The sequence below is a fragment of the Massilia cavernae genome (assembly GCF_003590855.1).
In the GTDB taxonomy this organism is placed as follows: Bacteria; Pseudomonadota; Gammaproteobacteria; order Burkholderiales; family Burkholderiaceae_D; genus Telluria_A; species Telluria_A cavernae.
Genome location: NZ_QYUP01000076.1, coordinates 1 through 20736 on the forward strand (window position 1 = coordinate 1; position 20736 = coordinate 20736).

Genomic DNA, 20736 nt, shown 5'->3' on the forward strand with positions numbered 1-20736 from the left:
CACGTCGGCAATCATGCGTTTGTGGATCTCCTCGAATGCCGCTTTGCGCCTGGCAGGATCGGCCACGCCCTTGATGTCGGCCAGGATCTTGCTCGCCTCGGGATTGGTCCACTGGCTCATCGGCGTTTTTTCCTTGTCGCCGAGGACGTCGCCGTACATGATTGCCGGTTCGATCCGTCCCGAATAGCTGAAGGCCATCATCTGGAACTTCCCTTCGCGGAAATTGGTGACCTGCGTGGCCCACTCCAGCACCTCGACTTCGGCCTTGATGCCGGCTTTGCTCAGCATGTTCTGCGTGACCACCGCCAGCCGATAGATTTCCGGATAGCGCTTGTTGGCCTGGATCTTGATGACCTCGCCGCGATAGCCGGCCGCGGCCAGCAGCTTGCCGGCCTCGGCCAGGTTCCTGGTGTAGCCGAGCGCGTGCACCTTCGAGTAGTACGGACTCATCGTTGGCACCAGCGACGGGCTGTATCCGCTGTCGCCATTGGTCAAGGTCCTGGCCAGCGCCGGCAGGTCGAGCGCCAGCGCCACGGCGCGCCTGAATTCGGGCTTCGACAACACCGGATCGCGGGTTTGCATCAGCAGCGTGTTCATGTCGAGATCCTGCTCGACCACGATGCTCCAGCCCGGCCCCCTGGGCGGCGGATTCTCGCCATCGGCGACGATCAGGTCGACCTGGCCGGACATGAAGGCAGCCTTTTGCGACGACGCGTCGGGAATCACGACAAAGCGCAGGTTGGCGTTGGCGTTCTTGGCACCGGCCAGGCCGCTAGGCGCTTCCTTGCGCGGCAGGTAAGCCGGGTAGCGGGTCAGCGACACATACTGGCCCTTGCGCCACTCATTGAATACATAGGGTCCGGTGCCGACCGGCTTGAGCCACTTGCCCTGCGCATCGACGCTGCTTGGGTGCAGGATGGCCAACGGACACTGGATGTTCCCCATCTGCTCCAGGAACAAGGCGTATGGCTGCGCCAGCTCGATCGTCACCACATCCGGCGCCGGCGTCTTCACGCTGACGACTCTGGCGCCTTTGCTGCCGTCGTATTGATTGCGGCAATACGACTCGGACTTGGGATCGAGGATGCGGTTCAGGCTCCACTGCACATCGGCGGCGGTCAGCGGCGCGCCGTTGTGGAAGGTGACGCCGCTGCGCAGCTTGAACTCGTACTTCTTGCCGTCGGGGGAAGTCTTCCAGCTGTCGGCCAGCATGGGGCCGACGCTGAGGTCGTCGCGCAGGGCGACCAAGGACTCGACGACATGCATCAGGATGCCGTCGGTTGCCGTATTGCGCGAGCGGTGACCCGGCATCGAGGTCGGCGTATCGAAGGCATCGGCGACGCGAATTTCAGGTAGCGCGGCCGGGGCGGCCGCGCTGCTGATGCCGGCGGCGCCAGCGGCCAGGACGCCGAACGCCAGCAACAGGGTATGTGATCTCATCATCTAAACTCCTTATCGTAGGTAGGCAATCTCGCGCCTGCCTGACGCAATACTAGCAGCCCCGCCCTACAGGCGGTATTCGATAAAGTTGCGCGACTCGTAAGGCTTGCGTGCGACCCACATGGTCTTCGCGCCCGGATCCATCAGCGTGGTGGCCACGGTGCACGACACGCTGTTGTGCGGGGCTTGCGACGGCCAGCTCAGGACAGCCTCGGGCTTGCCGAACTCGTCCGCCAGCGCGTTCTTCACCACCTCCCAGCCGATCTTGCCGTTGGCGGCCAGCAGGGTTTCGGTGACGCGGCGCTGGCGATAGATGGAATCGGGTGTCGTGGCCAGGCCCAGGTCGACCAGCTTGGCACGCGCCGGCTGGCTGATCCAGTGGTTCGCGTGCACCAGGATGTTGTCTTCCGGCGTGATCCAGAACACCTCGTCCGGCGCGCATTCGAAATTGACGGCCTCGCCTTCCGCATGCGCCAGCATCAGGTTGTTGGAACAGAAGCGCCGGGTTTCGAACAGCATGCGCATGGCACTGGTCATCGATTCGTTTTCCAGCATCTTCCTGCGGATCAGGCCAAGCGGCACGTCGGCATCGCCCTTGTAATCGCGGTCGGAAGTCAGGAAATTTCCCGACAACGACAGGCCGGCCTCATTGAAGCCGTGGCGGCCGAGCGTGCCTGCCTCGGTAAACATCAGCATGTCCGGGCGGCCGCCGTTCTTCTTGACCTTCAGGATGATGCCGGTATCGACGCAGGCATCGCGCCAGTCCCAGTTATGGGCGTGGATCAGGCGGCCGGTTTCGGACGCGGCAGGCATGACGATCAGGCCGGTGCAACCGTCATCCAGCGCTGCGCGCGCTGCGCCGAGGGCGGCGTGGCCGTACATCATCTCGGTGCGGCAGTTGACCAGGATGACGTCTTCGATGCTGACGCCTGCCCCATGGGCAATCCCCTTCATCTCATCGAAATAGGTCTCGTCGAACGCGCAAATCTTTGGCACCACATTCCTGGCCAGCATATTGGTGGTCGCCACGCTCACGCCACGGCGCGCCAACTGGTCCCGATACAACGCTACGCTGCCTTGAACGCGCGATGGCACCGCCCGCCCGTGTTGCACCCCTCGCTCATATGGTGAACCTGATACTTCCACCAGTGGAAAACCTGCGTCCATCGACATGTTTAGCTCCTTCTTTGTTGATGGGAGTAGTTTGTATTAAATCTCGATTAAATGCAATAAAAATGTTTTCTATTTTCCTTATGTACTAAATTTGGCATAATGCAGGTCAGAGTGATAACATCACCAACCATACAGAAAGCAGCATGAGCAAATCCCCCAAACCTGCCGCTCCCAGCGCGCTCCAGCTCGAGCTGGCCGAACGCATCGGCAAAGAGATCCGCGACGGCACCCTTGCAGCCGGGGCCCACCTGACGGAAGAATCCTTCGGCACCCGTTACGGCGTCTCGCGCACGCCGGTGCGTGCGGCCCTGAAGCTGCTGGCGGATCGCAGCATGATCGAATACCGCGCCAACGCCGGCTACTTCGTGACCGCAGACGGGGCCATGGTCGATCTCGACGACCTGGGCACCGGCTCCCTCACGGTCGACGACCTGTACAAGGCGATCGTGGTCGACCGCATCCGCGAGGTGCTGCCGGAGACCATCACCGAAAAGGAACTGCTGTCGCGCTACCCCGCGCCGCGCAGCCTGATGACGAAAACGCTGATGCGCATGGCGTCCGAGGGCCTGATCATCAAGCGCACCGGCCACGGCTGGCAATTCCTGCCATCCCTGGACACACCCAAGGCCAAAGCCGAGAGCTACCGCTTCCGCATGATCATCGAGTGCAGCAGTTTCCTCGAGCCGGGCTATAAGGTGGACCAGGCCCTGCTGCAGCGCGTGAAGGCGGCGCACCAGCGCATGCTCGACGCGCCGGATCACGTACCCACCTCGGGCGAATTTTTTGCGCTGAATTCGGCCTTCCACGAGATGGTCGCGCGCTTCTCCGGCAACCGCTTCATCCTGCAGGCGATGCAGCAGCAGAATAACCTGCGCCGCCTCGACGAAACCGCCGCCTTTTACCGCATCCTGCGGGTGCAGGAGTCGTGCGCCGAGCACCTGGAGATCATCCATGCGATCGAGGAGGACGACCGCGAACTGGCATCGGCCCTGATGCGCCACCACCTCAGGATCGCCATGCCGAAGGGCAGCAAAGCCACGTAATTGGACGCCAGTGCGGTTGTATTAAATTAAATTTTTATACAATCAAGTGGTGGACTGATATGCCCGGCAAGCCTGGCCGAATGCTGCGAACATCCGCATCGCGTCGGCGTTATCGGTAATGCGCCATTCCGGGTGCCACTGGACGCCAAGCGCGAAGCCGGCGCCGGCGACGGAAAACGCTTCCACCAGGCCGTCCTCCGCAACCGCCTCCACGACCAGCCCAGGCGCCAGCCGGGCTATACCCTGTCCGTGCAAGGAATTGACATCGATGGTGGCCGCGCCGCCCAGCATCGTCGACAGGCGGCCACCCGGCGTCAGCGCGACGCTGTGTGCCGGGCCGTACTGCGCATCGAGCGCCGCATGCTTGTCCTCGCGGTGGTCCAGCATCCCCTGCACTTCCTGCACCGCCTGGTGCAGGCTGCCGCCCAGCGCGACATTGATCTCCTGGAAACCGCGGCAAACGGCAATCAGCGGAATGCCGCGTTCAAGCGCGGCGCGGATCAGCGGCAAGGTGGTGGCGTCGCGCGCCGGGTCCTGCGGCAGCCCCGGATCGCGCAGGTCCTGAGCGTAGTGGCTCGGGTGCAGGTTCGATGGCGATCCGGTCAGCATGATGCCGTCGGCCGCCGCCAGCACGGCGTCGAAGTCGGTCGCCTCGCCCAGCGCCGGCAGGATCAGCGGCGCGCAATCGGCGCCGCGCACCACGGCGTCGACATATTTGACCTGGGCCGTATGGCACTGATGGACGCCGACCGCTTGCCGGCAAGCTGAAACAATCACGATAGGACGACGCATTGACTCTCCTTATGTTGGCTCAGAATGTATGGCGCATGCCCAAGTTGATTGCCTGGTCACCCGACCCAGCCTCCCCATTATTACCAACCGTGTAGCCGGCGCCGTTCTTGTTGCGGATTTTTGCGTATGCACCGTAGAGATTGGTGCGCTTCGACAAGGGATGGGAGTAGGCAAGGCCCCACTGCCGTGCATCCTGGTTGAAAGCCGACTTGTCGTCCTTGCCGATGTACGACGCGATTACGGTGCCGCTGGCCACTGGCGCCGTCAGGCCGAGCAGGCAGTCGGAACTATCGGTCGATGCGGTCGGCCTCACGCCGCCGTAGGGGTTGGCGCTGTTCGGCAAGGGTGCACTGTTCGGTCCCTTGTCCCGGCCGTACGCAGCGTAGGACTTCACCACGCCGAGGTTGTAGTTGGCCGCCAGCACGGTATTAGTGCCGATATCCCTGCTGGACGCGGCCACCGGCGGCGTCATGCCGGCGCCGGCCGCGGCGCTTATATCGTTGTTGCGGTTGTTGTAGCCGAGCCTGGCGTTGAGCGCACCGGCACTGTAGGCGATGGCGGCGCCCAGCTGGCGCCCGGCCGTGTTGCTGCCGGCCTGCTCACCCATGGTGTAGGCCAGTTCACCCGACCAGCCCTGCACCGATGGCGAGGTGTACAGCACCATATTGCTGGTGCGGGTGTTGTTGCCCGCGGTCGGAAACAGGTTCTTGATGTTGCCCGCGTAGGCGGTGCCGAACGGGTCGGCAACGGTACTGAGCGTGGTGTAGTAAGGCGTGTACTGGCGGCCGAGGGTCAGCGCGCCCAGTGTCGTGCTCTTCAGCCCGACCAAAGCCTGGCGATTGAAGATGCTGCCGGCCGTATCGATCTCGCCGGTGTCGATCTTGGCGCCAAGCTCCAGCACGAAATTGGCCGACAGCCCCGCGCCCAAGTCCTCCGAGCCGCGAAAGCCGAGGCGCGATACCGATCCGATGCCGCTGCCAATCTTGTTGACGGTGCCGGCGACGCCCCCGCTTTCGCGGACGAAGCCGGCATCCACGGTACCGTACATCGTCACGTTGGACTGAGCGGACACGGCGCCCGCAAAGGTGGCTGACAAGGCAGCGGCGATGGCGCATGCGACTAACGAGTGTTTCATCAGAATTGCTCCAAGAAACCCTGTACTTCAGGGCAGGGAGTGAAAGGAGCCGGGCGCGAAGCGCGCGCAGCCGTCCAAGTGAAAAAATGTTTTGAACTTTGGTGTTGGTCCACGGTCAAATTCCTTAAGTGCTACAGTACGCGATTACGCGCTGGGGCATGATTTACCAGTACCGCTTTTTCCAATCCGCAGTCGCCTTAGGCGAGGTCGAGAGATATCCTGCGGATTGAATAAGAAGCTGGACTCTTTCAGTCCGGCTTCCGTCTGGGACATCAGACGCCAGCAGTGGGAATCCCATTTCGTTCACGAAGGGGAGGATGTCAAGAAACTATTTCCTGTTTGAGTAAATGTTATGGGTGGGTCGAGGGGGCAGCCATGAGGCCCCGGCAGCGCTGCGGGGCTTTCCATTTTTTGGAGCGAGGACCGGTTTCAGGACCGGCCAAAGGCGGTCGTAGCCGGCAGCAGCAAGCCGATTGCCACGGACGCAAACATGATGGTAAGCGGGGGAATTTTCATGTGATGACCAGCAAAAAACTCAAGCGCTCATACTGCAGCGCTTGAGAAAGGAAACACTGCCTTATTTCTTGAGGTCGAGAACCTTGCCGCCAAGGATGGTATGCACCACTTCGGTGGTCAGCATTTCTTCCGGTGGAAGGGTCAGGATATCTTTCGACAGCACGACCAAGTCAGCCAGCTTGCCTTCGGTGATGCTGCCCTTGATGTTCTCTTCGTGCGAAGCCCACGCCGGATTGTAGGTGTAGCCCTTGATTGCTTGCGCAACCGTCAGGCGCTGTTCCGGATGCCAGCCGCCGGCGGGAAAGCCCTCCTTGTTGGTACGGGTGACGACGGCAAACATGTTTTCCAGCGGGTTGTACGGCGCCACGTGCAGCCTGTTGTACGAACCCGGCATGTCGGACCCCAGGGTAAGGTTGATGCCGGCGTCGATCATGCTTTTCCATGCATGTGTCGAACGGGCACGTTCTTCATCCAGGGTATCGCCTATCAGCGCGACTTCGCGCTCGAGGTGGTATGGCTGGACGTCAGCGGTAAAGCCCATCTTGCCGACGCGCTGGATGTCTTCAGGCGTCGTGTGCCACCAGTGGATCATGCGGTGGCGGCGTTCGCGCGGCGCGTTCTGTGCAACGGCATCGCCGTACCAGTTGATCAGGGCGTTCGATGCCTTGTCGCCGATGATATGCACGCCAATGTCCCATCCTGCCTTGTCGGCATCCACGATCTGCTGCGCAAAGATGCTTTCGGTCGGGAAGCGGTACGACCATGCGCTCGGCAGTCCGTTCGCCGTGAACGGCTTGAACATGACGCCGCTGTCGCCATACGACTTGAGCGCGCCATAACGAATGAATTCGTCGCCGCTGCCCGGCTTGATGCCGTGATCGATCAGTTCGTTCCGGCTTTCGATCGGGAGCATCGCATACACGCGCAGGGTCAGCTCGCCATTCTTCTTGAGTGCATTGAAGATGCGCAGGTCGGTCGCGCTGCGCTCCACATGGACCGAATACATTTGTTGGTTCGACACATCGTCGACACGTCCCATATCCGTGATCGAGGTGATGCCAACCTTGTTCAGGTCGTTCTGGATGGCGCGCGCACCGATCAACTTTTGCTTCGTCGACATCGGCGGCAGCTGGCGTTCGAGGCCTTCCCCCGCCGTTCCGTACAACAGGCCGTTCAATTCGCCTGTGACCGGATCCTTGCCATACGAGCCGCCGGCAGGATTCGGGGTCTTCGGCGTCAGGCGCGCCATCTCCAGCGCCTTGCTGTTGGCGAAGTAGACGTGATCGTATCGGCGGAAGATGATCGGATGGTCGGGCGAGACCGCGTCGATCGCCTTCAGGGTGGGGACCAGCGGTTCGAAGCCAGCCTTGCGGTTCTTCTCGGCCGCGTTTGCCGCACCCGCTGCCCAGTCGCCGCCGGTGATCCAGATCCCCTTCGGCACGCGGGCGGCAACCGCCTTGATCCGCGCGGCCATCAGATTCTGGTCGTTGACGTCGGTCAGCGGCACCTGGAAGAACCATTCCGCCGCATTGCCGAAGTGGGTGTGCGCGTCGTTAAAGCCAGGCAGCACGAGCTTGCCTTCCATGTCCATCACGCGCGTCGCCGGGCCTTTCAGCGCCAGCACATCCTTGCTGGCGCCGACCTTGACGATGCGGGTGCCGCGCACTGCCACCGCTTCCACCTGCGGCTGCCTGGCGTCGACCGTCCAGACCTTCGCGTTGTACAGGATCAGGTCGGCCGCCTTCGCCTTGGCTGGCGCAGCCCAGCTGGCCGGCGGCGCGGTGATCCCTGCCGCCAGCAGAATGGACGCCATGACTGCGTGCGCCAGCGTGCTTGTCTTAGTTCGCATTGCTAAATCCTTTCGATCGGTCGGTTAGTGCTGGTGCTGTTCTTCAGGCTCTTGGAGTGTCTTGTCCGGCGTCGGCGCATAGGTCAGCACCGTGAAGCTGTTCGGATGGAAGGTCGCGGGCGGCGCCGGTTTGCCCGGTTCCGCAGCGGGGAAGCTAAAGCCCGCGGTCACCGAATATAATTTCCTGGTCGCGGGATCCATGGCCAGCACGCGCACCATGGGGCGGGTGCCGATGGTTTCGACCAACTGGTATTGATCCGGGCCGAGCTGCCTGATCACGACCAGGTTGGCGTCCATGCCGTTCGAGGTGACGATCAGGTGCTTGTCGTGATCGAAGGCCATGCCGTCCACGCCCTTCCCGATCGGCAGCGAGGCCACCACTTTGCCAGTCTTGGCGTCGATTGCGACAAACACCGGCTTCGCGCCGCGGCAGCCGATGAAGATGCGCTTGCTGGTCTTTTCATATTCGACGGCGACCGGCTGCTCGCATGGGGCGATCGGCCAGGTCCGCTGCACGCTGAGGTCCCTGGCCGACAACTTCATCAAGACGTTCTTGTCGCGCATGGGTGCATAGATAGTCCCCTCGTCGTCGGTGGCCGGGGTATCCATCTTGGTGCTGTCGAAATCGGTGCGGCCCAGCAGCTTGCCGGTCTTGGCGTCAAGCGTGATATAGGTCGACGTCTTCTGGCGCAGTCCGGTGATCGCATGGATGCGCTGCATGGTCGGTTCGTAGATAATGCCATTCAGCCCGCCTTTGTCCAGCTGCTCCCACTTGACCAGGGTAAGTGTGGACAGCGCGATGGTTGTCATCGTACCGTCGGTATTGACCACATAGGCGCGGTCGAACTGCGGCAGCAGGACGATCCCGTTGGCCCCCTTGGTACCTGCTACATTGGCGACCACTTTCTGGGTGCGCACATCGAATACAGTCAGGCCGTCGCCGCGGCGGGCAATGAACAGGTTGGAGCGCGCCGCATCGAAGGCGAGGTAGTCCCAGTCGGTATTGGTGCTGGGCAGTACGGTCGCCGACTCCAGCTGGTATCCGCTAGGGCCTGCGGCCTGCGCGCCTCCCCCCAGGAGCCAACTGGCAACGACCACGGCGATCTTGATCTTCCTGAACAGGCAGCGCATGTGTATCCCTCTTCAAATTGTATAAAAAATTCTTAAAAATCATCGTTGTTATACTAAAATCCTGACCGCCAGCTTGTATGTACGCCCGTACCGGATGCGTTTTACTAGCGCCGGCAGCAAGCTTTTGACTTTCCGGCGCGCCAAGCATATGATGTATTTAATTCGCGATAAATGCAATATAAACCAATCCTGAGAAAGTTACAACGCGAAATTTAGGCAACCCGGCCGCATGCCAAAACTGCGGCCGGCAATACGATCCCACCCTTGAAGGAGTTTGCTGTGTTCTTATCCAAGCTTAAATCTTGCTGTACCCTGCTGACCTGCGCCGCGCCCCTGCTACTTATACCGGCCCATGCGCAGGATGCCGCGCCGAAGGAAGGCACGCTGGACAAATACATCAACCTCGACGCCAAGGATACTGCGACCAAACTCGACATCACCAACCACACCCTGTACGAGCAGGAGCAGCGCATCATCACGCTGAACTTCCACATGGAATACGGCGATCGCGTGAAGCTCAAGCGCGTGGCATTCGCCAGCGCTGACCGCACCTTGATTCCGGGCTATGTGTTCACGCCGCGGACGATGCAAGCGGGTAAGCGTTATCCCGGCCTGGTCATGGTGCACGGCGGCTTTCACGAACGCTTCGACTGGCGCTGGTTCCAGCTGGTCGATACGGCGGTGTCCAAGGGTTACGTGGTGATCTTCCCCGAGTACCGCGGCAGCCGCGGCTACGGCGCAAACCATTACCGCAACGAGTACGGCATTACCGACACTGCCGACGTGCTGGCCTCGGCCGACTACCTCGGCAAACAAAGCTATGTCGATCCTGGCCGCCTCGGTATCATCGGCCAGAGCCGCGGCGGCATGGTGACCCTGCTGGCGATCCAGAAGGCGCCTGACAAGTTCAAGGCAGCGGTCGATATCGTCGGCCTGACCGACCTCGTCGCCTACATGGCCTATAAGCCGGAATACCGGCGCCTGGAAGTCGCGCATGAAAGCGCCTACTTCAAGAACAAGCTGCCGGACGAAAACCTGGCCGCCTACATGGAAGTTTCGCCGATCAACCACGTCGACAAGATCAACTCGCCGCTGCTGGTGCTGGCCACCAGCAACGACAAGATTGTGCCGCTGGCCCTGCACACCGGCCGCCTGCTCGATGCGCTGAAGGCAAAAGGCAAGACGTACGAATCGCACATTTATGACAACGCGCCGGGCGGCCATATCTTCATGGACGGCGACACCGACGACCAGCGCGACGCGATGAAGCGCACCTTCGAGTTCGTCGGCCGCTACCTGAAACCGTAAGCAGGGTCGCACACCTAGACAGTTTCAGGAGGACCTATGAGTACGCTGTTCTACAGCATCGCAGAAGCGCATCGGGCGATTCGCCCGCAAGTGCGCGTAACGCCGCTGGACCGCAGCGTCGTGCTGTCCACACTGACGGGCTGCGACGTGTACCTTAAATGCGACCATGTGCAGCACACCGGCTCATTCAAGATGCGCGGCGCCACCAACAAATTGCTCATGCTGGGGAATGCGGCGAAACGGACCGGCGTCATCACCTCCTCCACCGGCAACCACGGCCAGGCCGTGGCGCTGGCAGGCAAGCGCGCCGGCGTGCCTGTCAGCGTATATGCGCCCACGAGCGCGGCGCAAGGCAAGCTCGATGCGATCCGGGCGCTGGGCGGCGAAGTGGTGCTGACTGAAGGCGGCGCGCTGGCCGCCGAACTTGAGGCTCGCCGCCAGGCACAGGCCCGACGCATACCGTACATCTCCCCATACAACGATCTCGATGTGATTGCCGGCCAGGGGACCATCGCGATGGAGATGCAGGAACAATGTCCGGATCTCGACATCGTGATTTCCTCGGTTGGCGGCGGCGGACTGATCTCAGGGATAGGCACCGTGTACAAGGAGATGTCGCCCAAGGCCCGCGTAGTCGGCTGCTGGCCCACGCGTTCGCGCAGCATGTACGAGTGCCTGAAGGCGGGCGCGATTATCGATGTGGACGAGAGCGCGACGATCTCCGACGGTACCGCCGGCGGGATCGAAGCAGGGTCGATGACATTCCCGATCTGCCAGCAGGTGATCGACCAGTGCGTGCTGGTGACCGAGGAAGAAACGATAGCCGCCATGAAGCTGCTCGCCGAAACCGAACGCTGGATGGTCGAAGGCGCTGCCGGCGTCGCGCTCGCGGGCCTGCTCAAGCTCGCTCCCGAGTGGCAGGGCAAGAAGGTCGGCGTCGTGCTGTGCGGCCGCAACATCGCGCTGACGGCCTTCCTGGACGCGGTGCGGCGCGCTGCCGTAAGTTAGCGGCAGCGCGCGCCGGCGCTCAGAACACCCACAACTTCTCGGGCGGCATATGCAGCCAGTAGCTGCCCGGGTCCAGCTTGTACTTCGAATGCGCACGCAGACTGATTTCGCCGCGCGTGAACAGGCACTCCCATCGATCGCCCAGGTACATGCAGGTCAGCAGCGGCAGTTCAAGCGCATTCGCGACCGGCGTCGCGCTGACCTTCACCTCTTCAACGCGGATCAGCGGCGCGACCTCGCTACCGGTATTCGTGCCGCGCGCGGTACCCTGCATCGTCACGCCCTCGACTTGCAGCTGGACGCTGCTACCATTGCGGCTCACGACCTTGCCGGGGACGCGGTTGTTACTGCCCATGAATTCAGCGGTGAACAGCGTATCGGGCGTTTCGTACATGCTTTGCGGCGTGCCCTGCTGCTCGATCTTGCCGTTATTAAGCAGCAGGATGCGGTCGGAAATCGCCATCGCCTCGGACTGGTCGTGCGTGACCATCAGCGCCGACAGGCCGAGCCGCACGATCAGTTCGCGCAGGAAGGCGCGCGCTTCCTCGCGCAGCTTGGCGTCGAGGTTCGACAGCGGCTCGTCAAGCAGGATGACCGGCGGGTTGTAGACCAGCGCGCGGGCGATCGCCACCCGTTGCTGCTGGCCGCCCGAGAGCTGGTGCGGGAAGCGCGCGCCCAGGTGGCCGAGGCCGAGCTGGGATAGCACTTCGTTGACCTTGGCGTCGATCTCGCTTTTGCCGATCTTGCGCAGTTTGAGGCCGTAGGCGACGTTGTCGAATACGGTCTTGTGCGGCCACAAGGCGTACGACTGGAACACCAGCCCCAGGTTGCGCTGTTCGGCCGGCAGGTCCATCTTGCGCTCGCCGTCGAACACGCGGCGTTCGCCGATATCGATGCTGCCCTGCTTCGGGCTTTCCAGGCCGGCCACGGCGCGCAGCAGCGTGGTCTTGCCGCTACCCGAAGGCCCGAGCAGCGCTACCACTTCGCCACGCTGCAGGTGCATCGACACCCCTTTCAGGATCGGGTTGGCGGTGGCGCCGCTGCCGTAGTCGAGGTGAAGTTCGTTGACGGATAGTTCGTTCATGCTGAGGTCACGGTTCATGATGATGTCTCGATGTAGTTGTTAGTTGTGCAGCTTGACGCCGAAGCGCAGCGCGATGCCAAGGCCGATCGCCACCAGCGTGATGTTGATGAACGAGAGCGCGGCCACCAGCTCGGTCGCGCCGCCGGCCCACAGCGATACCAGCATCGCGCCGATCACCTCGGTGCCGGGCGAGAGCAGGTAGACGCCGGTCGAATATTCGCGTTCGAAGATCAGGAATATCATCAGCCATGCGCCCAGCAGGCCGTACTTGATCAGCGGCAGCGTGACGTCGCGCGTGACCTGGCCGCGGCTGGCGCCGGCCGCGCGCGCCGCCTCCTCCAGTTCCGGCCCGACCTGCAGCAGGGAGGTCGAAATCAGGCGCATGCCGTATGCGAGCCACACCACCGAATACGCCAGCCACAGTGCGAAGATGGTCGAGCGCACTTCGCGCAGCATCGGAATCACGTGGGCACTAAGCCACAGGGCGACATCGTTATCCATCGCCTTGAGAATGCCATCGATCCAGCCAGGCACGAACAGGAACACCCACAGGAACGACAGGCCGGCCAGCAGCCCGGGAACCGCGCGCGGCACCAGCACACTGTAATCGAGCAGGCGCGTGATGCCATCCGGCTTGCGGTGCATTGCCAGTGCGATCGCGCTGTAGCAGGCGACCGCAAACGCGCCGCCGATCACGCCGATCAGAACTGTGTTCACGATGCCACGTACCAGCGACGGCTGTTCGAAGATGTCGCGGAAGTGCTGCAAGGTCAGCACATCGGCCAGGTTCACGCCCTCGCCCCAGTACTGCACGAAGGAGCGCAGCACGATGCCCGAGATCGGCACAACGATCGTAAAAATCAGCCAGCCCGCCAGCAGCGCGAACGCAAGCCACTTCCAGCGGCCCAGCGGCAGCGCCTTCTGGTGCGCGCCCTTCCCTTTGATCGACACATACTTGTTGGCCGACTTGAGCAGCCAGCGCTGGATCATCACCAGCGGCATCGTCACCATCACCAGGCACACCGCGACCGCCGCCATCAGGTGGTACGACGGGGTGCCAAGCTTGTTGGTCAGCTTGTACAGGTAGGTGGGCAGCACCAGGTGCCCTTCCGGGTCGCCCAGCACAAGCACCAGGCCGAACACTTCGAAGCCGAGGAAGAACACCAGCACGCCGGCATACGCCAGCGCCGGCATGATCATCGGCAGCGACACATTCATCATGACCTGCAGCGGCGAGGCGCCGGCAATGCGCGCCGCTTCCTCAACATCCGAGCCCAGGCTTTTAAGCGCGGACGAGGCATACAAATACACGTGCGGCACGTGGGTCAGGCCCGCAATCACCACGATGCTGGTGAACGAATAGATATTCCAAGGGATGAAGCCGAGCAGCTCGCGGGCCCAGGTCGAATAGAACCCGACAGGTCCCATCGCCACTACGTAACCGAAGCCCATCACCATCGGTGACACGAAGATCGGCACCAGCAGCAGCGGCGCGATCCAGCCGCGGCCCGGCAGGTCGGTGCGCACCATCACGAAGGCGAGCATGCCGCCGAGCGGCACGGAGATCGCCGCCAGGCCGGTTGCGAGGATCAAGCCGTTCTTGAACGCGTTGCTGAAATCGGGATCCTCGAAGATGAAGCGGTAAGAATCCAGCCCCAGCGTCTTGACCGGCATGAAAAATGGCGCCGACAAAAAGCTTTGGTAGAAGATCAGGAACAGCGGGAGGAATACTGCGATCGCAGTGAGCGTGACAACCACCCCGCGCGGCCAGTTTAGTTGGCGTAAAGAAGACGAGTACATGATTTTTCCAAGAGGGCAATTCTGAAGCATTTTGTACTCTTTGATTTAAAAGTGCAAGACGAAAATCAAAAAATGAGATTCCAGTGGCTTCACTCACCCGCCACATTTACGCCCCTTCTTGCAGCGCACCATCGCCGGGCTTGCCCGCTGAAAGCGCGTTTCCACGCGAAACGCAACAGCATGGAGGGAAAACAATTAGATTGTATTTGACAAAGAAAAAAGACAGTACTATTCTTGCCTTAATGATTGAACGGGACTAGGAAAGTGCTGCCCGGACTCGACCATGCAAAAAAAGAAATAAACGATTCTCACGGGCATACGAATAACTCAATCGCTTCAATTACGGGGACTTGGAACATGAACACGCACTTCAAACGCAATACGCTCTCATTCAGTGTCAGCCTGGCCTGGGCTTGCATGGCAGTCAGCGCACACGCCGCCGGCCAACAGGCGGAACCCGAACAGGCAGCGCAAGCAGTCGGCGACCAGGCAGGCGTACTGCAGACGGTGACAGTCAACGCAGAACGAGAAAAAGGCTTCAAGTCCAAATACGTTCAGGTCGGCGCGTTCCGCGACCAGTTGCTGCTCGATGCGCCATTCACCGTGAACATCATTCCGCGCGTGGTGCTCGAAGCGCAAGATGCCCAGGGCCTGTTCGACGCCCTGAAGAACTCTGCCGGCGTTGCGCGTGCCCAGACCAGCGGCAGCGTCAACGATACGCTCTCGATCCGCGGCATTTCGGTCGATGCGCGCACCAACTACCGCCTCAATGGTTCGCTGCCGATCATTAACCTGATCGACCTGCCGCTGGAAAACAAGGAACGGGTCGAAGCGCTCAAAGGCTCCTCGGCCTTGTACTATGGCTTTTCGACCCCGGCCGGCATCGTCAACCTGGTCACCAAGCGCGCCACGGCGGCACCGGTCACCAGTTTCTCGATCAGCGGCAATGAGTTCGGCCAGGTGGTTGGCGCGGTCGACATCGGCCGCAAGTTCGGCGCAGATAATCAATTCGGCATCCGCGTCAATGCCGCCGGCGGCCGCCTGCGCAATGCCACCGATGACGTTACCGGTGACCGCACCTTCGGCGCCGTCGCGCTCGACTGGCGCGCGAGTCCCGACCTGACCTTCCGCCTGGACCTCGAAGACATCCGCAAGGACATCGTTGAAAATGCCGGCGTCGGCCTGCTGCCTGCAGTGAACAACGTCATCGCCCTGCCCCCGGTGCAGGATTCCACCAAACTGCTCTCGGGCACGTGGGCGCACTATGATGCCAACGCGCAGAATATATTGTTCCGCACCGACTATGCGCTGAGCGATGCCTGGGCTGCGACCTTCGAGATTGGCCGCGCAGAGACCAACCGGGATCGCCGCAGCTTCGGGCAACTGCAGAACTACAGTATCGCCACCGGCGAAGGCAGGCTGCGCACGCAGTTCGTGCGCGGACAGGAATATCTCAACGAAAATGCGCGCCTGGAGCTGACTGGCCGCGTCGATGCCTGGCTCGACCATGAGCTCACCATCGGCACGATGCAAAACAAGCGCAACCAGAATGGGCCTAGCGTGCAGACTTTTACCTTCAACCAGAACCTCTACAATCCGCGTGTGATCGCCGAGCCCGTGTTGAGCAATAACCTCACGTTCAACCCCCAAGCGATCAAGGACCAGGGTCTTTACCTGTTCGACAAGATCCGCCTCACCCCGGCCTGGTCGGTCCTGGTCGGCGCACGCTACAGCGATTACTCCAACAAGACCACGACTACCACCTACCAGGTCAAGAAGACCTCGCCTTCGGCCGGCGTGGTCTACAAGGTGCGTCCTGACACCACCATCTACGCCACCTATCTGGAAGGCGTGGAAGAAACCGGTATTGCGCCTGCTGCTGCCGTGAATGCATTCGAGGCGCTGCCGCCTGCGGTCAGCACGACCAAGGAATTGGGCATTCGAACCGAAGGCCTTGCCGGCATCACGGCATCGGCCGCGTATTTCCAGATCGAGCGCGCCTCGGCCTACACCAATGCCGCAAACTTCTTCGTGCTGGATGGCCGCGTGCATTACGAGGGACTGGAGCTTTCCGCCAATGGTGCGATCACGCCGGAACTGTCGGTCTACCTGAGCGGTTTGCTATTGCAGGCGGAGCAGCGTAATGCCGCCAACGCCGCACTGATCGGCAAGCTGCCCGAAAACACCGCCAAGCAGACCGGCAGCCTGTTTCTCGAATACAAACCATCGTACCTCGCTGGCTTGAGCGTGAACGCCGGCGCGTATTACACCGGCAAGCGTGCGGTCAATAACCTGAACCAGGCCTTCATCCCCGGCTATACCATTTACACCGCGGGCGTGCGTTATGCGACCAAGTTCAGCGGCTACCAGACCAGCTTCCAGGTCAACGTGGAAAACCTGGGCGACAAGGTTTACTGGTCGGCTACCGGTGGCGGCCTGCTCGCCGCCGGCATGCCGCGTGCGATCAAGTTCGCGGCCAAAGTCGATTTCTGACACATGCACCCTCGCTTTGATCTCAACGGCCGGCCCGCACTCGTAACGGGTGCGGGCAGTTCCGACGGGATTGGTCTTGCATGTGACCACCGGGTGAGCCTCAGAAGGATAAATATGAACAATGCAATGCTTGAAGAGCGCAGGAATGCAGCCACGCCGCGCGGCGTCGGCGTGATGTGCGCGTTTTACGCCGAGTCCGCGCTCAACGCTGAAATATGGGACGTGGAAGGTCATCGCTATATCGATTTCGCCGCCGGCATCGCCGTGCTTAATACGGGCCACCGTCATCCAAAGCTGATGGCGGCAATCGAAGCGCAGCAGGAAAAATTCACCCACACCTGCTATCAGGTTGTGCCGTACGAAAGCTACGTAACCCTGGCTGAGCGCATTAACCAACTCACGCCTGGCAGCCACGCGAAGAAGACCGCGTTCTTTTCCAGCGGCGCCGAAGCAGTCGAAAATGCGATCAAGATCGCCCGTGCGGCGACCAGGCGCGGTGCCGTGATCGCATTCTCAGGCGGCTTCCACGGACGCACCATGATGGGCATGGCACTGACCGGCAAAGTGGCGCCCTACAAAATCGGATTCGGTCCCTTCCCATCGGAGATTTATCGCGCCCCCTTTCCGGTCGAACGGCATGGCGTCAGTAGCGGGGACTCGATCCAGGCGCTGCACGGACTGTTCAAGTCCGACGTCGACCCAAAGCGCGTCGCCGCCATCATTATCGAACCGGTGCAAGGCGAAGGCGGCTTTTACCAGGCGCCGCGCGAGTTCATGCAAGCGTTGCGCGCCATCTGCGACGAACACGGCATCCTGTTGATCGCGGATGAGATCCAGACCGGCTTCGCACGCACCGGCAAACTGTTCGCGATGGAGCACTACGACGTGCTTCCCGACCTGATGACCATTGCGAAAAGCCTCGCCGGCGGCATGCCCTTGTCCGCCGTATGCGGGCGCGCCGAGATCATGGATGCGCCGGCGCCGGGCGGCTTGGGCGGCACCTACGCCGGCAATCCAGTCGCCATCGCATCGGCCCACGCGGTGCTTGAGGTGATCGCTGAGGAGAACCTGATCGAGCGCGCGAACGTGCTGGGCGAGCGCCTCACGAAACGCCTGCACGAGTTGCGGCGCGCCGTGCCGCAGATCGCCGATGTGCGCGGCCCTGGCGCCATGGTTGCAGTCGAATTCACACGGCCCGGCACAGGTGAGCCAGATGCGGATTTCACCAAGCGCGTACAAGCATCGGCGCTGGCAGCAGGACTGCTGTTGCTGACGTGTGGCTCGCATGGCAACGTGATCCGTTTCCTGTTTCCGCTGACGATCAGCGATGCGCTGATGGATGAAGCGCTGGATATTCTCGATTCCGTATTACTCGAGAGCGCAAAATCATGTCCCCCGCCTCTGACCTGCTAGCCAGCACGCTCGCGGATGCCGATTTCCATCCGCGCCTGGCGCAACAGCGCCGCCTGTACGAGGCTGCCAAGTCCGCCATTCATCAGCAACAGCTGGGCGCGGGGAATAAACTTCCATCAAGCCGCGACCTGGCGCGCGATCTCGGTTTTTCGCGCAATACCGTCATCGCGGCGTTTGAACAACTAGCCGCGGAAGGATATGTAACCAGCGCACAAGGCAGCGGCACCTATGTCGCCAACCTGCCGCAACTTGCGTTCATTTCCAAGGCATCGGTAGCGACAGGCGGCGAAGCCGAAGCACAGCTGTCAAAACGCGGGAACGACATCACCGCATTTGCGGCCGGTGCCCGCTATGAGATCCAGCCATTCGCCCCGGGCGAGGCCGATTTCTCAGGATTTCCGTTCAAGCTGTGGCAGCGGCTGCAGAACCGCCTCTGGCGCGATGCTCGCACCGACCTCCTCGACTACGGCCAATCTGGCGGTTACCTGCCGCTGCGGCAGGCCATCACCGACTACCTTCGGATTTCGCGCTCAGTGAAGGTGAATGTCGGCCAGGTCCTCATCACTGCAGGCACCCAGCAATCGCTCGACCTGTGCGCGCAGCTACTGGCCGACGCGGGCGATACGGCGTGGGTAGAAGATCCCGGCTATTGGGGCGCGCGCCGGGTGTTCCAGGCGTGCGAACTGGCGCTGCGCCCGGTCAAGGTCGATGCCGATGGCATGTCGCTGTCCGAGGACGACCTCGCGACCGACCCACGACTGATCTACGTCACGCCATCGCATCAATACCCGACCGGCGTGGTGATGACGCTCGCGCGCCGCCGCGAACTGCTGGACGTTGCGGTGCGCAAGAATGCATGGATCCTGGAGGACGACTACGACAGCGAATTCCGCTACACCGGACGTCCGCTCGCCTCGCTGCAGGGCCTGGATACCGACAATCGCGTCCTCTACATGGGCACCTTCTCGAAGGTGCTCTACCCCGGAATCAAAATCGGCTACCTCGTGGTTCCCAACGCGCTGATCGAGCCATTCAAGATCGCGCTCTACGATCTGCAACGTCCTGGCCAGCTGATGGTGCAGGCTGCGCTGGCGGACTTTATTTCGCTTGGCCACTTCACCGCGCATGTCAGGAAAATTCGCCAGATGTTCGGTGCGCGGCGCGAGATGCTGCGCCGGACCCTGGCGACGGCGCTGACCGGCCAGCGCGCGAGAATATCAAGCGAGGAATCCGGCCTGCACCTGGTGGTGGAACTGCCTGACCATGTCGACGACACAGCGCTCGAAAAGCTGGCCATGGAATCCGGGATACATGTCAGGGCGTTGTCCACTTACTACCTTGCGCCACCAGTGCGCAGGGGCCTGCTGGTCGGCTATGCCTACGTCACTCCGGAAAAGATAACGCACTACGGAAAAGTACTGGCCTCCGTTATTCAGTCAGGGTGCGCTGAAGTGGTTCCACCAACGTGCGCAAAGTGGCGCTCGCAATAAGTCCAAATCCTCCCTATCATCGTTTCTATCAGAGATTCATTCCTAGAATATTTTAAAGAGAAAAAAATGGCCATCCGCGAAAACTTCACTTACACAGACATGGATCTGTGGCTTAACGAAAAGCGGGTTACGGAGATTGAATGCCTGGTCCCCGACCTGACCGGCGTCGCTCGCGGCAAGATACTACCGCGCGAAAAATTCACGCAGGAGCGTGGCATGCGCATCCCGGAAGCGGTGCTCGGCATGACCGTGACCGGCAATTATCCGCAGCAGAACGAAGCCTACGACCGCGCGATTTCGCCGATGGACCGCGACATGATCCTGAAGGCCGATCCGACCACGATCACGATGGTGCCATGGGCGGTCGACCCGACTGCGCAGGTGATCCACGACTGCTATTTCGCCGACGGCAAACTGGTCGACTTCGCGCCGCGCACCGTGCTGCGCCGCGTGCTCAAGCTGTACGCCGACAAAGGCTGGAAACCAGTCGTGGCGCCGGAACTCGAGTTCTACCTGACCGCAAAGAATATCGACCCCGACCTGCCATTGCGTCCACCGGTCGGCCGCAGCGGCCGCGCCGAGACCAGCCGCCAGGTCTACAGCATCGACGCGGTGAACGAATTCGATCCGCTGTTCGAGGACATCTACGACTACTGCGAGCTGATGAACCTCGACGTCGACACCCTGATCCACGAAATCGGCGCCGGCCAGATGGAGATCAACTTCCTGCATGGCGATCCGCTCGGGCTGGCCGACAAGGTATTCTCTTCAAGCGCACCCTGCGCGAGGCCGCGCTCAAGCACGACATGTACGCGACCTTCATGGCAAAGCCGATGGCAGGCGAGCCGGGTTCCGCGATGCACGTGCACCAGAGCGTGATCGACGTCAAGAGCGGACTGAACATCTTCAGCAGGGAGGATGGTTCCGCGGCGCCGCACTTCAAGCACTACATCGGCGGCCTGCAGCGCTACATGCCGTCGGCGATGGCGATCGTCGCGCCTTACGTGAACTCCTACCGCCGCATCGTGCGCCACACCGGGCGCCGATCAACATCCAATGGG

The 20736-nt window shown here is 61.6% G+C and carries 14 protein-coding genes and 1 pseudogene; 7 read left to right on the forward strand and 8 right to left on the reverse strand.

Annotated elements, in window-relative coordinates:
• Positions 1-1443: ABC transporter substrate-binding protein (locus D3872_RS07660; RefSeq protein ID WP_119810235.1), on the reverse strand; the 1443-nt coding region annotated here is incomplete at its 3' end.
• 63 nt (positions 1444-1506) lie between these two features.
• The gene (locus tag D3872_RS07665) at positions 1507-2613 is read right to left on the reverse strand and encodes a C45 family autoproteolytic acyltransferase/hydrolase (RefSeq protein ID WP_220476901.1); all 1107 of its coding nucleotides are present in this window, start codon (positions 2611-2613) and stop codon (positions 1507-1509) included.
• Between the two features lie 143 nt (positions 2614-2756).
• On the opposite strand from D3872_RS07665, the gene D3872_RS07670 reads away from it, so the two are divergent.
• The gene (locus D3872_RS07670) at positions 2757-3656 is read left to right on the forward strand and encodes a GntR family transcriptional regulator (RefSeq protein ID WP_119810223.1); all 900 of its coding nucleotides are present in this window, start codon (positions 2757-2759) and stop codon (positions 3654-3656) included.
• Positions 3657-3698: 42 nt separating this feature from the next.
• Here the strand turns inward: D3872_RS07670 and D3872_RS07675 are convergent, their stop codons facing one another.
• The 4 genes from D3872_RS07675 to D3872_RS07690 all read right to left on the reverse strand — a co-directional run bounded on the left by D3872_RS07675 (position 3699) and on the right by D3872_RS07690 (position 9079).
• Complete coding sequence (locus D3872_RS07675; protein ID WP_119810224.1) at positions 3699-4448, reverse strand: gamma-glutamyl-gamma-aminobutyrate hydrolase family protein; 750 nt, start codon at positions 4446-4448, stop codon at positions 3699-3701.
• 19 nt (positions 4449-4467) lie between these two features.
• Complete coding sequence (locus D3872_RS07680) at positions 4468-5583, reverse strand: porin (protein WP_119810225.1); 1116 nt, start codon at positions 5581-5583, stop codon at positions 4468-4470.
• A gap of 577 nt (positions 5584-6160) precedes the next feature.
• Positions 6161-7948, reverse strand: coding sequence for an amidohydrolase (locus tag D3872_RS07685; RefSeq protein ID WP_119810226.1), 1788 nt, complete (start codon positions 7946-7948; stop codon positions 6161-6163).
• A gap of 24 nt (positions 7949-7972) precedes the next feature.
• Positions 7973-9079 carry a YncE family protein gene (locus tag D3872_RS07690; RefSeq protein ID WP_119810227.1) on the reverse strand — a complete coding sequence of 369 codons (1107 nt, stop codon included), beginning with the start codon at positions 9077-9079 and terminating at the stop codon, positions 7973-7975.
• Between the two features lie 279 nt (positions 9080-9358).
• On the opposite strand from D3872_RS07690, the gene D3872_RS07695 reads away from it, so the two are divergent.
• Together D3872_RS07695 and D3872_RS07700 are read left to right on the forward strand one after the other, a co-directional pair.
• On the forward strand, positions 9359-10387 hold the full coding sequence (locus tag D3872_RS07695; RefSeq protein ID WP_147373829.1) for an alpha/beta hydrolase family protein: 1029 nt from the start codon (positions 9359-9361) through the stop codon (positions 10385-10387).
• A gap of 36 nt (positions 10388-10423) precedes the next feature.
• A complete protein-coding gene (locus tag D3872_RS07700) occupies positions 10424-11395 on the forward strand; it encodes a threonine/serine dehydratase (RefSeq protein ID WP_119810229.1) in 972 nt (323 codons plus the stop codon).
• A gap of 19 nt (positions 11396-11414) precedes the next feature.
• Here D3872_RS07700 and D3872_RS07705 read toward each other — a convergent pair whose 3' ends face one another.
• Positions 11415-12479, reverse strand: coding sequence for an ABC transporter ATP-binding protein (locus D3872_RS07705; protein WP_119810230.1), 1065 nt, complete (start codon positions 12477-12479; stop codon positions 11415-11417).
• A 39-nt stretch (positions 12480-12518) separates the two neighbouring features.
• Positions 12519-14279 carry an ABC transporter permease gene (locus D3872_RS07710; RefSeq protein WP_119810231.1) on the reverse strand — a complete coding sequence of 587 codons (1761 nt, stop codon included), beginning with the start codon at positions 14277-14279 and terminating at the stop codon, positions 12519-12521.
• A 357-nt stretch (positions 14280-14636) separates the two neighbouring features.
• Here D3872_RS07710 and D3872_RS07715 point away from each other — a divergent pair, with 357 nt between their 5' ends.
• The 4 genes and pseudogenes from D3872_RS07715 to D3872_RS07730 form a co-directional block, all read left to right on the forward strand.
• On the forward strand, positions 14637-16772 hold the full coding sequence (locus D3872_RS07715) for a TonB-dependent siderophore receptor (RefSeq protein ID WP_119810232.1): 2136 nt from the start codon (positions 14637-14639) through the stop codon (positions 16770-16772).
• A gap of 114 nt (positions 16773-16886) precedes the next feature.
• Positions 16887-18185 carry a 4-aminobutyrate--2-oxoglutarate transaminase gene (locus D3872_RS07720; RefSeq protein ID WP_119810233.1) on the forward strand — a complete coding sequence of 433 codons (1299 nt, stop codon included), beginning with the start codon at positions 16887-16889 and terminating at the stop codon, positions 18183-18185.
• On the forward strand, positions 18161-19675 hold the full coding sequence (gene pdxR, locus D3872_RS07725) for a MocR-like pyridoxine biosynthesis transcription factor PdxR (protein ID WP_119810234.1): 1515 nt from the start codon (positions 18161-18163) through the stop codon (positions 19673-19675). Before D3872_RS07720 ends, pdxR begins: the two co-directional genes overlap by 25 nt.
• A gap of 66 nt (positions 19676-19741) precedes the next feature.
• Positions 19742-20736, forward strand: a pseudogene (locus D3872_RS07730) (glutamine synthetase family protein); the annotation flags it as partial.

Excerpts from the sequence above, each read along its gene's own strand:
- D3872_RS07665 (WP_220476901.1), bottom strand. The coding sequence starts at position 2,613 with ATGTCGATGGACGCAGGTTTTCCACTGGTGGAAGTATCAGGTTCACCA.
- D3872_RS07670 (WP_119810223.1), top strand. The coding sequence starts at position 2,757 with ATGAGCAAATCCCCCAAACCTGCCGCTCCCAGCGCGCTCCAGCTCGAG.
- D3872_RS07675 (WP_119810224.1), bottom strand. The coding sequence starts at position 4,448 with ATGCGTCGTCCTATCGTGATTGTTTCAGCTTGCCGGCAAGCGGTCGGC.
- D3872_RS07680 (WP_119810225.1), bottom strand. The coding sequence starts at position 5,583 with ATGAAACACTCGTTAGTCGCATGCGCCATCGCCGCTGCCTTGTCAGCC.
- D3872_RS07685 (WP_119810226.1), bottom strand. The coding sequence starts at position 7,948 with ATGCGAACTAAGACAAGCACGCTGGCGCACGCAGTCATGGCGTCCATT.
- D3872_RS07690 (WP_119810227.1), bottom strand. The coding sequence starts at position 9,079 with ATGCGCTGCCTGTTCAGGAAGATCAAGATCGCCGTGGTCGTTGCCAGT.
- D3872_RS07700 (WP_119810229.1), top strand. The coding sequence starts at position 10,424 with ATGAGTACGCTGTTCTACAGCATCGCAGAAGCGCATCGGGCGATTCGC.
- D3872_RS07705 (WP_119810230.1), bottom strand. The coding sequence starts at position 12,479 with ATGAACGAACTATCCGTCAACGAACTTCACCTCGACTACGGCAGCGGC.
- D3872_RS07710 (WP_119810231.1), bottom strand. The coding sequence starts at position 14,279 with ATGTACTCGTCTTCTTTACGCCAACTAAACTGGCCGCGCGGGGTGGTT.
- D3872_RS07715 (WP_119810232.1), top strand. The coding sequence starts at position 14,637 with ATGAACACGCACTTCAAACGCAATACGCTCTCATTCAGTGTCAGCCTG.
- D3872_RS07720 (WP_119810233.1), top strand. The coding sequence starts at position 16,887 with ATGAACAATGCAATGCTTGAAGAGCGCAGGAATGCAGCCACGCCGCGC.
- pdxR (WP_119810234.1), top strand. The coding sequence starts at position 18,161 with ATGTCCCCCGCCTCTGACCTGCTAGCCAGCACGCTCGCGGATGCCGAT.